Origin of the sequence: Tepidibacter sp., assembly GCF_025210165.1 — a bacterium.
Taxonomy (GTDB): domain Bacteria; phylum Bacillota; class Clostridia; order Peptostreptococcales; family Peptostreptococcaceae; genus Tepidibacter_A.
In genome coordinates this window covers 13551-31762 of record NZ_JAOASI010000051.1, presented here as the reverse complement: position 1 = coordinate 31762, position 18212 = coordinate 13551, and the positions used below count along the sequence as shown (strand labels likewise).

Here is an 18212-nt window from a genome sequence, read left to right as displayed (position 1 = left end):
TAAAAGATTATGTGGTTATTATAGCAAGGAGGATACACCTGTTCCCATTCCGAACACAGAAGTTAAGCTCCTTAGCGCCGATGGTACTTGGGGGGCAGCCCCCTGGGAGAGTAGGACGTAGCCACGTAATCTTTTTTTATTATATTTTTTGTGATATAATAGTTCTTGAGTAGCATATCCATATAGGGGGTATAAGATATGAGTTTAAAAAACTTGTTTTTTAAAGGAATAAGCTTTCAAGAGTTTTTAGAGTCTTCAGAAGATGTATATAAGCAAAAAATAGAAAAAATAAAAAATTCTATAAACATGGATAAAAAGTTAATGAATAAGATAAAGAGCATTCAAAAAAAAATATATATATTGGTGTTTGCAGAAGACTGGTGTCCAGATTGCCAAATAAACTTACCTGGAGTAAGCTTTATATGTGATTTGAATTCAAATATTAACTTAAGAATTGTATCAAGAGAAGGAAATGAAGAGACTTTAAACAAGTATAAGTTCAATGGAAAACCTAAAATACCGACTTTTATAATAATGGATCAGGACTTTGAAGAAATGGGAATATTTATAGAATTACCGACTATACTAAAAGAAATTATAAATAGGGGCAATGAAGCAGAAATATTAGTTTCAAAAAGAAAATACAAAAAAGGTGAATATACAAAAAATACAATAGATGATGTTTTAAAGATAATAGGCTTTTAAAAAGACCTATTATTTTTTTTTGCAAAAAACTAAACTGGAATAATAAAAACTTTAAAACATAATATTTTATATATAAGAAAATTATAGTATTTTCAATAAAGTATAACTTAATCAAAAACCTAATAAGCTAAAAATGTTATGTATTATTTTGGATTAATAAGTAAAGCTAAAAAAGAGGAAAAATTCAAAAAATATAGAATATTATAAAAAGTGAAGGGGGATTTTTCTATGAAAACTTATGAAAGTGACAAAATAAGAAATATTGTGGTCTTAGGACATTCTGGATGTGGAAAAAGTAACTTAATAGAAGCTGTTTTATATACTAATAAATTAGTAAATAGGATAAGTAAGCCAAACGAAGAAATAAATATGACATCTACGATTAACTTAGTTCCTGTTGAATGGAATAACCATAAATATAATTTCTTAGACACTCCTGGATATTTTGATTTTTATGGAGAATCAATATCAGCTATTAAAGCCGCAGCTGGATCTATAATAGTAGTAGATGGAACTTGTGATATTCAAGTTGGAACAGATAAAGCTTTAGAGATAACAGATGAAAATAATACCCCAAAATTTATATTCATAAATAAAATTGATAGTCAAAAAGCTAATTATAATAAGGTATTAGAGCAATTAAGAGAAAGATATGGAAAGAAGATAGCGCCATTTCATTTACCTATGGGAAATAATGAAGAATTTAAAGGATTTGTAAATGTAGTAGATATGTTTGCAAGAGAATACAATGGTAAAGATTGTGTTACAGTTGATATACCTGAAAATATGAAAGAAGGCATAAGTCCTATTAGAGAAATGTTGCTGGAGTCAGTTGCTGAAACTGATGATGAGCTTCTTGATAAATATTTTGAACAAGGAGAATTTACACAAGAAGAAATACATAAAGGATTAAGAGAAGGTGTATTAAAAGGAGATATTATTCCCGTTTTATGTGGATCAACAAGCAACAATATAGGAATACATACTTTATTAGATATGGTTTGGGATTATATGCCATCTCCTATAGACATAGGGCTAGATAGTGATAATAAAGAATTCTCAGGGATAGTTTTTAAAACATTAGTTGACCCATTCATTGGGAAAATATCTTTATTAAAAGTGTGTGAAGGTGAATTAACTCCAGATACTGAAGTTTATAATATAAATAAAGACAATAAAGAAAAAATATATCATATATATTCATTTAAAAATAAAGATCAAATTGAACTTAAAAAAGCTGTTGCTGGAGATATTGTAGTATTAAATAAGCTTTCAAATGTTCAAACTGGTGATACTTTGTCTACAAGCTCTAATACAGAGCCTTTTGAAAATATAGAATTTCCAAAACCTCAAATATATTATGCAATAGATAGCTTAAATAAAGGAGATGAAGAAAAGATAAGTAATGGACTCCATAAATTATCCGAAGAGGACCTTTCTTTTAAGTGGTTCAGAAATCATGAAACAAAACAAACTTTAATAGGAGGTCAAGGAGAGCTTCATATAAATTCTATAAAAGACAAATTAAAAGAAAAATTTGGAGTAGAGGTTAAACTCTCAGATTTAAAAGTTGCATATAGAGAAACAATAAAAGGAAAATCTGACGTACAAGGAAAGCATAAAAAACAAAGTGGAGGTCATGGACAGTATGGAGATGTCAAAATAAAATTTGAGCCATCTAAAGAAGAGTTTGTATTTGAGGAAGCTATATTTGGAGGATCAGTTCCGAAACAATATATACCTGCAGTGGAAAAGGGACTTAAAGAATGCCTTAATGAAGGGGCATTAGCAGGATTCCCTGTCATGAATATAAAAGCAATACTATATGATGGATCGTATCATGATGTTGACTCATCAGAGATGGCATTTAAAATAGCATCTTCAATCGCATTCAGAAAAGGAATACAAGAAGCAGAGCCTGTACTGTTAGAGCCTATAATGAATTTGAGAATAGTAGTTCCTGAAGAGTATATGGGAGATATAATCGGAGATATAAATAAAAGAAGAGGAAAAATACTTGGAATGGAGCCTTCTTCAAGAGGAAAACAAATTATATATGCCCAGGCACCACAAGCTGAGACTTTTAAATATGCTATAGACCTAAGATCTATGACCCAAGGAAGAGGATATTTTGAAATGGAATTTGATAAATATAATGAAGTCCCAGCACAATTTGCACAAAAAATAATAGAAGAAGCAAAAAAATAATAAATAAACCAGAAAGGATAGCTTTTCAAGCTATCCTTTTAATTGTTATAAATTACAAATATTTATTTATTAAACCTTACCCGGTAAATAGAACAAAATATTAAATAATTTGATATAATATTTCTGACAAATATAAAAAAAGGATATTTAGGAATATGAAAAAAATAAATAAGTCAAGTTATGAAGTAATTTTGATTATTTTCTAGGCACTCAATAACGAGCATACTTAATGTATGTAAGTGATTGAGTAACGACGAAAAGAATCAAAAGGACGAGTAAGATGACTAGTTTATTTTTTGAATATGCCTTAATTAGGGAGTGATTATTCTGAAAAAAGTCAATATAGTAACAGATTTTGAAGGAGAATTATCATATAAATTAGAGAAAAATTTAAGATTTGTATTTGGGAATAAAATAATAATAGATCACTGCTATTTAAATTCAATGTGTGATAATCATATAATAGATGGAGATGTTATACTATTCATGATTGAAGATAGAATAGGAAGAGTAATTAATAATATAAAAAATAAGGATAATATAATAGTAGTAACTAGAACTATTATTGAAGAGAAGGCTCTTAAAATATTAGAGATTCCTATAAATAGCAAGGTACTTGTTGTGAATGATTATTATGAGACGACTCTTCAAATAACATCTTTGCTGTATAAATTGAAATTTAAAGATCTACAGTTTATTTCATACAAAGAAGGAGAAGATTATAGAGGTATTGATTATGCAATAACAGCTGGAATTAAGGAGAGGGTTCCATCTTATATACCAAATATTATAGATATTGGAGTAAGATGCCTTGATACATCCACATTTTTACTTATAATAAATAAACTTGGGATAAATGATAAAGAAGTTCAATATAGATTATTAAAGTATATAAATAAAATAGTTAATGTTGACCAAGGAATTAAAAATCAGTATAAAGAACTCTATAAAAAAAATGAAAGACTTAAATCTATTTTAGAAAATTCAAATGATGGAATAATTCTTATAAATAATAATGGGGAAATTTTACTATGCAATGATAAATGTAAAGAAATGATTGATAAAGAGCTAAATGAAAATAGTAATATTAAAAATATATTTAATTGTGATTTTTTGAAATTATTTAATATTAAGGATATTGATAATGAAATTATAGAAATAAATAAAAAGTTCTTGATGGCTTCTGTAAAAACATCTATTTTATACAATGATGTATGGGAAAAAATTATAATTTTAAAGGATATAACTTATATTAAAAAGCTAGAGCAAAGCATAAGTCAAAAACTAAAATCTAAAGGGCTTACAGCTAAATATACGTTTGATAAAATTTTATATTTCTCAAAAGAAATGGACAAATGTATAGAAATGGCTAAGCGATTTGCTACAACTGACAAGACAGTTTTAATAACAGGTGAAAGTGGAACGGGCAAAGAACTTATAGCTCAGTCCATTCACAATAGCTCTAAAAGAAAAAACCAACCATTTATTGCCATAAACTGTGCAGCTCTTCCAGAAAGTCTTTTAGAGAGTGAGCTTTTTGGTTATGAAAAAGGATCTTTTACTGGCGCAAGAAAAGATGGAAAGGCTGGTATATTTGAACAATCTAATAATGGAACTATATTTCTAGATGAAATAGGTGATATGCCTTATTCTCTTCAATCTAGACTTTTAAGAGTAATTCAAGAAATGCAGGTTATGAGAATAGGAAGTGATAAAGTAATAGATATAGATATTAGAATTATAGCTGCGACAAACAAAAATCTTATAAAAGAAGTTGATAGAGGTAACTTTAGAGAAGATCTTTATTATAGATTAAATGTTCTTCCTATTAAGGTCCCAGCTTTAAGAAATAGGAAGGAAGATATAATTCCTATTTTTGAAAAATACTTAAATGGAGAGAAGATTTCAAAAGATAGTATTAAAAAAGCGCTTATTAATCATACATGGAAAGGGAATGTAAGAGAACTAAAAAAATTACTCGCTTATGAAAGATAGTATAAATCCACTTCCAGAAGTATTGACAAGATATGATGAAGAAGGAGGTCAAGAAGAAAATCGTATTTTGGAAATAGTAATGGAAAATTCAAAAGAATCAATTGGTATAGGGAGAACAAAAATACTTGAGGAATATAATATAAAATTTCCTTATGAAAAAATTTCAGAGTATAGATTAAGAAGTATCATTAAAGAATTAGAAGGTATAGGATATATGAAAAAACAAATTGGAAGAAGAGGGTGTATTATTACAAAGGAAGGTATAGAATCTTTAAAAGAAAAATAAAATGGATTATGGTGCGGATTAAGTGGATTATGGATGAAAAAACATAGTCCACTTTTTTTTGGAATAAGAATTAAGTATATAAATTATTCATTAAATGCAAAAAAAGTCGAAAAGTATACAAAAAAGTATAGAAATAAAAATGGCATGAATCTTGCTTAAGTATTAATAGGATTGATATAGATAGACTATTTTAAAAATTTAATATTAGATTAGAGGTCTTTATATACAATCACAAAGAAATAATTAATAATTATACTAAGGAGATGATTAAATGAAGGAAAGAGTCAATAAAAATTGGATTACACTGTTAGTATTAGCCTTAGCGGGAGGTCTTGTATTTAAAATACCGTATCTTAAATATTCTTATTATGATGCTTTGGTTGAAGCGTTAGGGGTAAATAATACACAACTTGGTGTACTTGTAAGTGCTTTTGGTTGGGCATCATTTGCATGTTATTTCCCTGGAGGATGGATTGCAGATAGATTTAGTCCAAAGGCATTATTATCATTTTCATTTATTTCGTTAGGGGCTTTAGGTTTAATTTATTCAACATTCCCATCTTATAATGTAGTACTTGCTATACACATAGCTTATGGTGCAGTTGTATGTCTAACTTATTGGTCTGTTGCAATTAAAGCAGTTAGATTATTAAGTAGTGGAGATGACTTAGGTAAGATGTTTGGTTTTTGGGAAGGCGGAAAGCAAATATCAGGTTTAATAATTTCTTACTCTGCTCTTGCTGTTTTTGCAAAATTCAATGAAGCCAAATTAGGAATGGCTACAATTATTGTAATTTATTCAGTAGTATTAATATCTGTTGGTATAGCATTATTATTCCTTCTTAAAAATATCAGTACTGTTGAAAAGACTGCTATTCCAATGAATGAGATGGTAACAATTATTAAAGACCCTAGAGCTTGGTTAATAGGAGCAATGATTTTTAGTGCATACCATTTCCATATTGGATTAAATAGAATCACACCATACTTAACTCAAGTTTTTGGAATGGAGGGAGCAACAGCTTCTGGTATTTCAATGTTTGTTCTTTATGTTATAGGATTCATAGGAGCGGCTACTGCTGGTATTCTTGTTGATAAGTTTGGCTCAACATTAAAAGTAGTAAGATCATTAATAGTTTTAGCAATAGTTTCTTTAATAGCTTATATTATAGTTCCAGCAAAAAAAGAGTTAACATTTGTTATTATAGGTCTTTGGGGAGTAGCTCAATTTGCCAACTTTGCAATAAGAGGAATTTACTTCTCATCTCTTGGAGAATTAAATGTTTCCCCTGAAAAAACAGGTGTTTTTATAGGTTTTGCATCATTTGTAGGCTTCATTCCAGATACTTACTATCATATATTCAATGGAAAGATAATGGATATGTATCCAGGTGTAACAGGATTTAAATATATATTTAGCTATATGCTTTTTATGACAGTAATATGTTTTGTAATAGTATCTGTACTCTATAAAAAAGCAAAGGCTTACAAAAATCTTAATACAAAGGAATCTTAAAATTAATGCACCAAGTCCAATAATTTATAAGGACTTGGTGTAAATAGTTATAGACAAAATTAGAGATTAATGGGGGATTTTAAAATGAAAATTAAACAAGAAGCATATGATGTTATTGATAGTATAAAAGATTATATTGAGAATATATCTGAAGAAATTTATAAGGATCCTGAAGCAGGATTTAAAGAATTTAATACAAATGATTTAGTAAAAAGAGAATTTGAAAAAATGGGTCTATATTATGTAACTTTTGATAATATAACAGGTGGAAAAGCAACCCTAGATACAGGCAAAGAAGGACCTGGAATAGCTGTTATTGGAGAATTAGACGGAGTAATATGTACTCAACATAAAGATAGTAATAAAGAAACTGGTGTTGTCCATGCTTGTGGACATAATATAATGATTGCAGATATGCTTGGTGTTGCAAAAGCAATAATTGAAAGTAAAGTATACAATAAACTTGTAGGAAAAATACATTTTATTGCAGCTCCTGCAGAAGAGTATTTAGACATGGATTTTAGAAATGAACTTATAAAAAAAGGAATAATAAAATATCCAACTGGAAAAGCTGAGCTTATTCATAGAGGAGTTTTTGATGATGTAGATATTTGTGTTATGATACATGTTTTATCTGGTACTCATAAAGTTATACTGGAATCAGGAAGCAATGGAATTATAGCTAAAAAAATTAAGTATATTGGAAAGTCATCTCATGCGGCTTCAGCTCCTGAAAATGGTATAAATGCACTTTATGCAGCTAATATAGGAATTATGGCTATAAATTCAATAAGAGAGACATTCAAAGAACAATCAGCAATAAGAGTACATCCTGTTATAACTAAAGGAGGAGATGCTGTTAATGTAATACCATCAGAGGTTACACTTGAAACTTTTGTTAGAGGAAATAATGTACATGAAATTGTTGAAACAAATTTTAAAGTTAATAGGGCTCTTACTGGAGGAGCAGTAGCAATGGGGGCTAAAGTTGAAATAGAAGATACTCCTGGAATGCTTCCACTTATAGTTGATGAAAATCTAAGAAATGTTGCAAAAAAAGTTGGAGTCGAATTAGTTGGAGAAGACGAAGTAACAGTGATTCCACCAAGTAAGGGTTCAACAGATTTAGGAGATGTATCATCCTTAATACCTGCTATAGAAACGTGCATAGGCTGTATTAGTGGAGGATTACACAGTCCAGATTATGAAGTGAGCGACAAAGATACTGCTTATATAACAGGAACAAAATTTTTAACAGGAATGGTTATTGATCTATTAAACAATGATTCTGAAAAAGCAAAGACAATTATTGAAGGCTATAAGCCAGTTTTTAATAACAAAAATGAATATTTTGAGTATGCTGATAAATTATTTTCTAAAAATATATATCCTAAATGTGATTGTATGACAGATAAATAATTTGATAATCTATAGGAAGAGGAGATTCTATGAAAAATATAAAAATCGATGATATATGTAAATTCAGATTTCTTTCGGACATAAGATTAGACTCCAAAGGAGAGAATGCATGTTTTTTAGTTCATAAAGTAAATGATGAGAGAGATGGATATAATTCTAACTTATGGATGTATTATGGAGATAATAATCGATATTGTCAAATAACAAACTTTAATAAGGCCAAAAACTTTTTTTGGGATAAAGATGATAAACACATAGTATTTCAAAATCATAGAGAAAATAATGATAAGGTTACAAACTTCTATAAAGTAGGTATAGATGGAGGAACTCCTGAAAAATTATTTGAAATTAATAGGAAGGTTAATAGCATAGAGCGTATAAATGATAAACTATATTTATTTACATCAACATATAATCATGTTCAAGAAAACGATATCAATCAAATAGAAGGTGATTATATTATTGTTGATGAAATTCCATTTTGGAATAATGGATCAGGTTATACTAGTAAAAATAGAAATAGATTATATATTTTTAATGTAGAAACAGGAAAGCATTCACCTATAACAGGAGAATATATGGATGTAGAACAATATACAGTTAAAGACGATAATATATTATTTATTGGAAAAGAATATAAGAATAAGATGCAGGTTGAAAACAATATATTTATGTATAATATAGAAAACGAAGAATATATAAAGGTTTCACCTCAAAGAAAATTTTCATATAGTTATGCAGCATTTATAGATAATCATGAGATTATATTTAGCGGTAGTGATATGACTAGATATGGAAATAATGAAAATCATAAATTTTTTATTATAGATTTAAAAACAAAAGATATAAGATGTATAACCCCAGAACTTGAGATAAGTCTTTGGAACACTGTAGGATCTGATTGTAGGTTTGGTGGATCACCTACTATGAAGATTAAAGAAGATAAGCTTTATTTTACAACAAGTGAAGATGGGAATTCTTATCTTAATGAAATTGATAAATATGGAAATATCAAACGAACAATAGAAAATAATGGATCAGTAGATAGCTATGATGTATCTCAAGGAAAGGTTATTTTTATTGCCCTTATACGAAAGAAACTTCAAGAAATATACTTAAAGAGTGGTTTATATGAGGTTCAAAAGACTAATATTAATGAATGGGTACAAAAAGAGAGAAAAATTACAAATATTGATAAAATAAGCACAGAGTCAGATTTAGGTGTAAAAGTAGATGGATGGATTATGAAACCTGTAGATTTTGAAGAAGGTAAGAAATATCCAGCTATTCTTAATATACATGGAGGACCTAAGAGTGCTTTTGGAGATGTATTCTTTCATGAAATGCAGTACTGGTCTGGAAAAGGATATGTTGTATTTTTCTGTAATTTAAGAGGAAGTAATACTAGAGATAATGAATATTCAGATATAAGAGGTCGTTTTGGAACTATAGATTATGAAGATATTATGAACTTTACTGATGCAGTTCTAGAAAAATGTCCATATATAGATAGAGAAAGGCTTGGAGTCACAGGAGGATCCTATGGAGGATACATGACTAACTGGATAATTGGTCATACTGATAGATTTAAAGCAGCAGTATCTCAAAGATGCATTTCGAATTGGATATCAAAATTCAATACTACAGATATTGGATATTATTGGGTTGAGGATCAAAATAAAGCTACTCCGTGGAGTGATGTAAATAAGCTTTGGGATCATTCTCCAATTAAATATGCTAATAAGGTAAAAACACCAACTCTATTTATTCATTCAGATGAAGATTATAGATGTTATTTAGGTGAGGGAATTCAAATGTTTACAGCTCTTAAATATCATAACGTCGAATCGAAATTATGTGTGTTTAAGGGAGCAAATCATGAATTAAGTAGAAGTGGAAATCCATTACAAAGAATAGGAAGATTAAAAGAAATCACAAAATGGTTTGATTATTATTTGATGAAGTAGTGATAGTATGTATATACCTATCTGAATCAATATTTTATATTTTGGAAATAATGTATATGAGTATTGATTTAGGAGGGGTATTATGTTTGATAAATTTACTAAAAGAGCTAGAAAATCACTAGATAAAGCAGCTCTAGAAGCAAGAAATATGGGACATAATTTAGTTGGAAGTGAACATATATTATTAGGTATTTTAAAAGACAATACAAGCATATCTGGACAAGTTTTGAATAAATTTGGAGTTAATGAAGAATTAATAAAACAGAGCATACCTTTATACATACAAATAGGCAATTTAAAAGTTAAAGTAATTGGATTTAGCCCAAGAACTAAGAAGATATTTGAACTTGCATTTATGCAGGCAAAATTATTAGGACATAACTATGTTGGAACAGAGCATATTCTTTTAGGAATTATAAAAGAAGGCGATGGAATAGCATGGAGGATATTAAATGATTTAGGAATAAATATGAGTGAGCTGAGCAAAGAAATATTAAATTCTCTAAAGGATATAAATATAGCACATAAAAAAAATGAGAAATTTGATAGTAATAATATACCAATGCTTAATAAGTATGGAAAAGATCTTAATAAATTATATGAAGATGGAAAATTAGACCCTGTTATAGGAAGAGATATTGAAATACAAAGAGTAATACAAATACTTAGTAGACGAACTAAGAATAATCCTGTACTCATAGGAGATCCAGGAGTTGGAAAAACTGCTATAATAGAGGGTTTATCAGGAAAAATAGTATCAGGTGATGTTCCAGAAATATTAAAAGACAAAAGGATAGTATCATTAGATTTAGTTGGAATGATAGCAGGTGCAAAATATAGAGGTGAATTTGAAGAAAGAATAAAGAATGCGATGGTAGAATTAAAAAATCATCAAAATATAATTCTATTTATAGACGAGTTACATACAATAGTTGGAGCTGGAAGTTCAGAAGGATCTATGGATGCATCCAATATTTTAAAGCCTGAACTAGCTCGTGGAGAAATACAGATAATAGGAGCAACTACACTTGATGAATATAGAAAATATATAGAAAAAGATTCTGCTCTGGAGAGAAGGTTCCAGCCAGTTATGGTTGATGAGCCATCTATTAAAGATTCTATAGAAATAATAAAAGGGCTTAGAGACAGATATGAAGCTCATCATAAGGTAGAAATAACTGATGAAGCTATAAATGCAGCAGTTAAGTTATCTCATAGATATTTAAATGATAGATTTTTACCAGATAAGGCTATTGACTTAATAGATGAAGCAAGCTCTAAGGTTAAACTTTCTAATTATGTTCCTCCTAAAGATATAAAAGATATGCAAGATAGACTAGAAGTTTTAGCAAAAGAAAAAGAAGAAGCTGTAAGAAATCAAGATTTCGAAAATGCTGCAAGCATAAGAGATGAAGAAAAAGAAATAAGAGAAAAATTAGAAAAGACCCAAAAAGCATGGAAGAAAGATTTTTCAAAATCATCTGATGTGGTTGATGAAGAGGATATAGCTGATATACTATCTTCATGGACAAAAATACCTGTAAATAAGCTTATTCAAGAGGAAAGCAAAAAACTATTAAATCTTGAGAATATAATAAGCAATAGAGTTATAGGACAAAAAGAAGCTATAAAAGCCATATCAAAGGCTATAAGAAGAGCTAGAGTAGGTCTTAAAGACCCTAAAAAGCCTATAGGGTCATTCATATTTTTAGGACCAACAGGAGTAGGAAAGACAGAACTTTCTAAAGCATTAGCTCATGTTATGTTCTCTAATAAAGATAGTATAATAAGAATAGATATGTCTGAATATATGGAAAAACATTCTGTATCAAAGTTAATAGGATCACCCCCTGGATATATAGGGCATGAAGAAGGAGGACAGCTTACAGAAAAAATTAGAAGAAATCCTTATAGTGTAGTACTATTTGATGAAATAGAAAAAGCTCATCCGGATGTATTTAATATATTACTTCAAATATTAGATGATGGAAGATTAAGTGATTCTAAAGGTAGGATGATCGACTTTAAAAACACTTTGATAATAATGACGTCTAATGTAGGAGCCTATAACATATCTAAGCAAAATACATTAGGTTTTACCAAACATTTAGATAGTGAAGAACTCCAAAAAAGTGAATATGAAAAAATGAAAGAAAATGTTATGAAAGAACTTAGATTAAAGTTTAAGCCAGAATTTTTAAATAGAATAGATGAAATAATAGTTTTTCATTCTTTAAATCAAGAACATATAGATGAAATAGTAAAGCTGATGATTAAAGATTTGAAAGAAAGATTGAAAAACATGGATATAGATTTAGAACTTGAAGCTTGTGCCGTTAAGTTAATTGCAAAAGAAGGATTTGATAAAGAATATGGGGCAAGACCTTTGAAAAGAGCTATACAAAAGCTTCTTGAGGATAACCTTTCAGAGGAAATTTTAAAAGGAAATATTAATAAAGGGGATGACATTGTAGTTAAAGAGAATAATGGCAAACTATTATTTGAAAAAAGAGCTTAAGTTTAAGCTCTTTTTTTATGATTAAGGAAACTATATCATTTTTGTTTCCCAAAGTATATATTTTTTGGTATCCTATAATTATAGTATTAATTTATTAATTAAAATGTAAAGGTGATGTTATGGCCAAAATTAAAACTAAATATGTTTGTCAATCTTGCGGATATGAAAGCTTAAAATGGATTGGCAAATGTCCAGAATGCGATGATTGGAATTCATTCGTAGAAGAAATAGAAGATAAAAAAAGTAAACATGATCTTTTTATAATAGAAAAAGAAGTTCAAAAGCCAGTATCTATAAATGAACTTGAAATAAAAGAGCAAGAAAGATTTTCAACATGTATAAAAGAACTGGATAGAGTATTAGGTGGAGGAGTAGTTAAAGGATCTTTAATACTAGCTGGAGGAGACCCTGGAATAGGAAAGTCTACTCTTTTAATCCAAGTTGCAGAAAATGTAGCAAAGAGCGGAAAAAAAGTTTTGTATGCATCTGGTGAAGAATCTATATATCAAATAAAAATGAGAGCAAAAAGGCTTAATATAGAAAGTAGTAATCTGTATATATTTGCAGAAAATAACTTAGATATAATAGAAAAACAAATAGATAATATAAAGCCAGATATGATTATAGTAGATTCTATACAAACTGTATTTAGTCCTCAAATAACTTCTACTCCTGGAAGTGTTAGTCAAATAAAAGAAGGAACTTCTAGGTTTATGAAAATATCTAAAAAAGTAGGTATATCAACCTTTATAGTTGGACATGTAACAAAAGAAGGATCTCTTGCTGGACCTAAGATACTTGAACATATGGTTGATACTGTTCTTTACTTTGAAGGAGAAAGATATAATACATATAGAATGGTTAGAGCTGTTAAAAATAGATTTGGGTCTACTAATGAACTTGGAGTATTTGAAATGAGAGAAAAAGGGCTTATAGAAGTCGAAAATCCTTCAAAAATACTTATATCTGAAAAGCCAAAGGGAGTATCAGGATCAGTTATAGTTGCAACTATAGAAGGGACAAGACCTATGTTAGTAGAACTTCAAGCTCTTGTTTGCCCAACTAGCTTTGGAATACCTAAAAGAGCTGCAACAGGAGTAGATTACAATAGAGTTTCACTTCTTATGGCTGTTCTTGAAAAAAGAGCAGGTATGCAAATACAAAATCAAGATATTTATATAAATGTTGTTGGAGGAATAAAGCTTAATGAGCCGGCTATGGACCTTGGAATAGTAATATCTATAGCTTCTAGCTTTAGGAATTTAGAGGTAAATGAAAAGACTGTTGCAATTGGTGAAGTTGGGTTAACAGGAGAGATAAGAGGAGTAAGTTTTATAGAAAAAAGAATATCAGAATGCAAAAAATTAGGTTTTAATAGAGTAATAGTTCCTAAAAATAATGTAAAAGGATTGGAAAATATGAAAGATATTAAAATTATAGGTGTAGAAAATATAAGAGAGGCTTTAGACTTTGTCCTAGGAGGGTAGATATAGATGAAAGAAAACTTTACAAAAGATATAGAACAGTTAAACTGCTTGAAGATGATAGCACCAGGAACACCTCTTAGAGAAGGTCTTGAGAATGTCTTAAGAGCAAAAACTGGGGCATTAATTGTAATAGGTGATAGTGAAGAAATAATGAAAATAGTTGATGGTGGATTTAATATAAATGCTGATTTTTCACCTGCATATTTATATGAACTTGCAAAAATGGATGGTGCAATAATAGTAAGTAGCGATGGAAAGAAGATACTTTATGCAAATACTCAATTAATACCAAATCCATTAATACCATCATCAGAGACTGGCATAAGACATAGAACAGCAGAAAGAGTTGCAAGACAAACAGCTGAGATGGTTATATCTATATCTCAAAGAAGAAATATAATAACTTTATATAGAGGCTATAGTAAATATGTTATACAAGAAACATCAAAAATATTAACAAAGGCAAATCAAGCTATTCAAACTCTTGAAAAATATAAATCTGTATTAGATCAAGCTATGATTAATTTAAGTGCTTTAGAATTTGAGGATTTGGTAACTCTTTATGATGTAGCAACTGTTGTTCAAAGAACTGAAATGGTCATGAGAATAGTTACAGAGATAGAACATTATATAATAGAGCTTGGAAATGAAGGAATATTAGTTAGCATGCAGTTAGAAGAATTAATAGGGAATGTAAAAGAAGATGCAGAAATGGTATTTAAAGATTATAATGTAATTGAAGATAGGGATTATTCACAGTTCAAAAAATCAATTAGAAATTTTTCATCAGAGGACTTACTTGAACTTAATAATATAGTAAGACTTCTGGGGTATACTGCTAGTAATATAGACAATATAGAGTATACAGTTTATCCAAGGGGATGGAGAATTCTTAGAAAAATATATAGACTGCCTAAGAGTGTAGTTGAGAATTTAACATATCATTTTGAAAACTTCCAGTCTATACTAAAAGCAACTATTGAAGAGCTTGATGATGTTGAAGGAATTGGAGAAATAAGAGCTAGATATATAAGAGATGGATTAAGAAGAATCCAAGAACAAGTACTGCTCGATAGACATATTTAAAAAGCTTAGGTTTAAATATAAAGGTTATGAAAATAAATACTTTAAGTAAATATTTTCATAACCTTTTTTGCTATATAGGATATTATAAAATTTTCGTCTTGTGGATAACTTGTCAAGAAAACTATACTTGAGATTATTTTGAGCAACGGAGCCTGTAAGGATTGTTGGCGACATGAGTCACCGCGTTAGCTAGTAGACGAATTTTTTTAAAGTAGGTTGTATATTCCAAGCGTTTGAAGTTTATTATTTTCTTTTTTAAATACATCCTCTAAACTTACATTTAAGCAATTGCAAATAGATTGTATATAGAAAAGATGGTTTCCTAATTCTTCTTCTATTTTTTCTTTGCAATTATCACATAAATTCCCTACTATATGGTTATCCATATAATTAGAAAGCTCATTGAATGCTATGTCTTTTGGAGGACTTTGCTTCTTTCCTGATATTTCAATACAACCACAGTTTGTAACAGATTTTATTATAGCTCTGTTTGTTTTAGAGTTACTTTCTTCAAGCTTAGTTATTATATCTAAAATGCTTTTATGTCTTATTAACGAATTACTTACTGAATTTTCAAATTTATCAAAATTAAACTCACTCATTTTAAAATCACCTCATAATAATTATAATAAGAAAACGATTGCAGGTCAATTGTATAAATTTTTTCATAATAGGTAATAATAGAGCATTTAATTACAAAATATAATTGACATACTACAATTTAATGTGATAAAATAATTGTTTTGGTTTGACTATTTCAAATCGTTGTTATATACTATAATAGATTATTATTTTGAAGGGAGAAATTTTATGTTTAATATAGGAGATAAAATAGTTTATCCAAATTATGGAGCGGGTATAATAAATTCTATAGAGGAAAAAGAGGTATTGGGGGAGAAGAAGAAGTATTATATTTTAAATATGGTAATATCTGAAGTTGAGATAATGATACCTATTGATAATATTAATAAACTAGGAATAAGACATATTATAGATAATGAAAAAGTAGAAGATTTAATGAATATAATTAAAGATAAAAAAGGAGATATGGATCAAAAGTGGAATAAAAGATTTAGAGATAATATGGATAAAATAAAAACCGGGGATATATATGAAATAGCGGTTGTTGTTAGAGATTTAATGATACAAGATAAGCAAAAAGGACTTTCAACAGGAGAAAAGAAAATGTTGAATGATGCTAAAGATATGCTGGTTAGCGAATTGACATTAGTTCTTGATGACACTTCTGAAAATGTTAAGGAATTAATAGAAAGTAATATAAATATAGATTAAAAAAATAAAATATAGACGATACTTTAAACAGGAGGTGAAATAGTGATAAATAAAATTATAAAAGGGATTATGTCTTTAGTAGGTATAACTATTGGGGTTGGAACGTACTTTTCTGTAGGCGAAGCTTTTCCACATCTATTACCGGCATCTGAAATAACTATAATTTTAGGGTCTATGGTATCTGGGCTTATAATGGGATTTATATTTTTCTTAATTTCACCATGGCTTATAGAAGAAGGAAAGAATATAGCTAATTTTGTGGAAAAGGAATTATCAAAAGTACCACCTATAGAGATATTAATAGGCTCAATCGGTCTTATAATTGGATTATTTATAGCGTATTTAGTAAGTAATTTATTGCTTCAAATACCTGTTCCTATACTTGGAACGGTTCTTTCTGTCCTTGTATATATTCTTATGGGTTATATAGGAATAAAAATATCTGTAAGATATAAGGATGATTTATTCAACATAACATCTATCATTAAAATACCTAATACTAAGGAAAAGTCTATTAATAAAAAAGAAACAAAAGATAAAGCGAAGATACTAGATACTAGTGTAATAATAGACGGTAGAATAGCAGATATAGCTAAGACTGGATTTATAGAGGGGAAAATAGTTATTCCTGAATTTGTATTAAAAGAACTTCAACATATAGCAGATTCATCAGATGATTTAAAAAGAGTAAGAGGTAGAAGGGGACTTGATATATTAAATAAGATACAAAAAGAGCTTGATATTGAGGTTGAAATAACAGATAAAGATTTTGAAGATGTTAAGGAAGTTGATATTAAGCTTTTAAAATTAGCACAAACAATAGGTGGAAAAGTTGTCACTAATGACTTTAATTTAAACAAAGTAGCACAATTCCAAGGTGTTGAAGTATTGAATATAAATGAACTGGCAAATGCTGTAAAACCAGTTGTTATACCAGGGGAAGAAATGATAGTTCAAGTTATTAAAGAAGGAAAAGAGTCAGGTCAAGGAGTAGCTTACCTAGATGATGGAACTATGATTGTAGTTGATGGAGGAAGAAAGTATATAGGAGAGACTATAGATGTTTTAGTAACGTCTGTACTTCAAACTGCAGCAGGTAGAATGATATTTGGAAAACCAAAAACAGCAACAGAAAAATCAATATAAAATATAAAAAAGACTTTGCCAATGGCAGAGTCTTTTTTATATTAAAAAAAATAGTTTACTTTTTTACGATTATAGTGTAAAATTACACTATAATTTAAAAAAGAAACTCTGTTGAGGTGGTTATATGAATAAAGAAGAAGTAATTGATATAGTGTCTAGGAAATTAAAGCTTATACGAACAGAGTATAATTTTTCTCAGGATAAAATGGCTGAAGTTATAGGAGTATCAAAAAAGACATTAGTTCAAATAGAAAAAGAGAGAAATTCTTTGTCGTGGAGTACTTGTATTGCTGTTTGTAGTATTTTCAATGAAAGTGAGATACTCAGAATGAGCTTTGGAGAAGAGCCTGTAAAGCTTGTACAAATAGTAGCTCTTGGTAAGATGTATTTTCCTAAAAATAAGACAGGAGGAGGAAGATTATGGTGGAAGGATATAGAACAATCTGATCCTTTTAAGATACAACAAAATATAATTACATTTCATTATAGAATATTAGATGATAAAAATTATAGACTATATAGTTCATTTGATAAGGAATATATATATGAAAAATTTAATGGTTTAATAGATAAATAGGATAGGAGG

The 18212-nt window shown here is 28.8% G+C and carries 15 protein-coding genes and 1 rRNA gene; 15 read left to right on the top strand and 1 reads right to left on the bottom strand.

Annotated features, from left to right (window positions below):
- Positions 1-10 precede the first annotated feature (10 nt).
- The 12 genes from rrf to disA all read left to right on the top strand — a co-directional run bounded on the left by rrf (position 11) and on the right by disA (position 15187).
- Positions 11-127 (top strand): 5S ribosomal RNA (gene rrf, locus N4A48_RS09275).
- Between the two features lie 71 nt (positions 128-198).
- A complete protein-coding gene (locus N4A48_RS09270; RefSeq protein ID WP_293665624.1) occupies positions 199-705 on the top strand; it encodes a thioredoxin family protein in 507 nt (168 codons plus the stop codon).
- Positions 706-933: 228 nt separating this feature from the next.
- Entirely contained in the window at positions 934-2913 is a 1980-nt protein-coding gene (locus N4A48_RS09265) for an elongation factor G (protein ID WP_293665623.1), read from the top strand.
- A gap of 318 nt (positions 2914-3231) precedes the next feature.
- Complete coding sequence (locus N4A48_RS09260) at positions 3232-4908, top strand: sigma 54-interacting transcriptional regulator (RefSeq protein ID WP_293665622.1); 1677 nt, start codon at positions 3232-3234, stop codon at positions 4906-4908.
- Positions 4898-5194, top strand: coding sequence for a hypothetical protein (locus N4A48_RS09255; protein WP_293665621.1), 297 nt, complete (start codon positions 4898-4900; stop codon positions 5192-5194). Before N4A48_RS09260 ends, N4A48_RS09255 begins: the two co-directional genes overlap by 11 nt.
- A gap of 33 nt (positions 5195-5227) precedes the next feature.
- Positions 5228-5353, top strand: a complete 126-nt coding sequence (locus N4A48_RS09250) for a hypothetical protein (protein ID WP_293665619.1) — start codon at positions 5228-5230, stop codon at positions 5351-5353.
- A 112-nt stretch (positions 5354-5465) separates the two neighbouring features.
- Positions 5466-6710, top strand: a complete 1245-nt coding sequence (locus N4A48_RS09245; protein WP_293665618.1) for an MFS transporter — start codon at positions 5466-5468, stop codon at positions 6708-6710.
- Positions 6711-6794: 84 nt separating this feature from the next.
- Positions 6795-8129 (top strand): amidohydrolase, encoded by a 1335-nt coding sequence (locus tag N4A48_RS09240; protein WP_293665617.1) that lies wholly within the window; start codon positions 6795-6797, stop codon positions 8127-8129.
- 29 nt (positions 8130-8158) lie between these two features.
- Positions 8159-10096 carry an alpha/beta hydrolase family protein gene (locus N4A48_RS09235; protein WP_293665616.1) on the top strand — a complete coding sequence of 646 codons (1938 nt, stop codon included), beginning with the start codon at positions 8159-8161 and terminating at the stop codon, positions 10094-10096.
- An 82-nt stretch (positions 10097-10178) separates the two neighbouring features.
- The gene (locus tag N4A48_RS09230; RefSeq protein WP_330665095.1) at positions 10179-12614 is read left to right on the top strand and encodes an ATP-dependent Clp protease ATP-binding subunit; all 2436 of its coding nucleotides are present in this window, start codon (positions 10179-10181) and stop codon (positions 12612-12614) included.
- A 119-nt stretch (positions 12615-12733) separates the two neighbouring features.
- Positions 12734-14101 (top strand): DNA repair protein RadA, encoded by a 1368-nt coding sequence (radA, locus tag N4A48_RS09225; RefSeq protein ID WP_293665615.1) that lies wholly within the window; start codon positions 12734-12736, stop codon positions 14099-14101.
- Between the two features lie 6 nt (positions 14102-14107).
- A complete protein-coding gene (gene disA / locus N4A48_RS09220) occupies positions 14108-15187 on the top strand; it encodes a DNA integrity scanning diadenylate cyclase DisA (RefSeq protein ID WP_293665614.1) in 1080 nt (359 codons plus the stop codon).
- Between the two features lie 206 nt (positions 15188-15393).
- On the opposite strand, the gene N4A48_RS09215 is transcribed toward disA, so the two are convergent.
- The gene (locus N4A48_RS09215) at positions 15394-15789 is read right to left on the bottom strand and encodes a MazG nucleotide pyrophosphohydrolase domain-containing protein (RefSeq protein ID WP_293665613.1); all 396 of its coding nucleotides are present in this window, start codon (positions 15787-15789) and stop codon (positions 15394-15396) included.
- A gap of 208 nt (positions 15790-15997) precedes the next feature.
- On the opposite strand from N4A48_RS09215, the gene N4A48_RS09210 reads away from it, so the two are divergent.
- The 3 genes from N4A48_RS09210 to N4A48_RS09200 all read left to right on the top strand — a co-directional run bounded on the left by N4A48_RS09210 (position 15998) and on the right by N4A48_RS09200 (position 18203).
- On the top strand, positions 15998-16480 hold the full coding sequence (locus N4A48_RS09210; RefSeq protein ID WP_293665612.1) for a CarD family transcriptional regulator: 483 nt from the start codon (positions 15998-16000) through the stop codon (positions 16478-16480).
- 42 nt (positions 16481-16522) lie between these two features.
- Positions 16523-17626 (top strand): PIN/TRAM domain-containing protein, encoded by a 1104-nt coding sequence (locus N4A48_RS09205; RefSeq protein WP_293665611.1) that lies wholly within the window; start codon positions 16523-16525, stop codon positions 17624-17626.
- Between the two features lie 124 nt (positions 17627-17750).
- Entirely contained in the window at positions 17751-18203 is a 453-nt protein-coding gene (locus N4A48_RS09200; protein ID WP_293665609.1) for a helix-turn-helix transcriptional regulator, read from the top strand.
- Positions 18204-18212: the final 9 nt, after the last annotated feature.

Coding starts and splice junctions, on each gene's coding strand:
- N4A48_RS09245 (WP_293665618.1), top strand. CDS start 5,466: ATGAAGGAAAGAGTCAATAAAAATTGGATTACACTGTTAGTATTAGCC.
- N4A48_RS09270 (WP_293665624.1), top strand. CDS start 199: ATGAGTTTAAAAAACTTGTTTTTTAAAGGAATAAGCTTTCAAGAGTTT.
- N4A48_RS09210 (WP_293665612.1), top strand. CDS start 15,998: ATGTTTAATATAGGAGATAAAATAGTTTATCCAAATTATGGAGCGGGT.
- N4A48_RS09235 (WP_293665616.1), top strand. CDS start 8,159: ATGAAAAATATAAAAATCGATGATATATGTAAATTCAGATTTCTTTCG.
- N4A48_RS09215 (WP_293665613.1), bottom strand. CDS start 15,789: ATGAGTGAGTTTAATTTTGATAAATTTGAAAATTCAGTAAGTAATTCG.
- N4A48_RS09230 (WP_330665095.1), top strand. CDS start 10,179: ATGTTTGATAAATTTACTAAAAGAGCTAGAAAATCACTAGATAAAGCA.
- N4A48_RS09265 (WP_293665623.1), top strand. CDS start 934: ATGAAAACTTATGAAAGTGACAAAATAAGAAATATTGTGGTCTTAGGA.
- N4A48_RS09255 (WP_293665621.1), top strand. CDS start 4,898: ATGAAAGATAGTATAAATCCACTTCCAGAAGTATTGACAAGATATGAT.
- N4A48_RS09250 (WP_293665619.1), top strand. CDS start 5,228: ATGAAAAAACATAGTCCACTTTTTTTTGGAATAAGAATTAAGTATATA.
- disA (WP_293665614.1), top strand. CDS start 14,108: ATGAAAGAAAACTTTACAAAAGATATAGAACAGTTAAACTGCTTGAAG.
- N4A48_RS09240 (WP_293665617.1), top strand. CDS start 6,795: ATGAAAATTAAACAAGAAGCATATGATGTTATTGATAGTATAAAAGAT.
- radA (WP_293665615.1), top strand. CDS start 12,734: ATGGCCAAAATTAAAACTAAATATGTTTGTCAATCTTGCGGATATGAA.
- N4A48_RS09200 (WP_293665609.1), top strand. CDS start 17,751: ATGAATAAAGAAGAAGTAATTGATATAGTGTCTAGGAAATTAAAGCTT.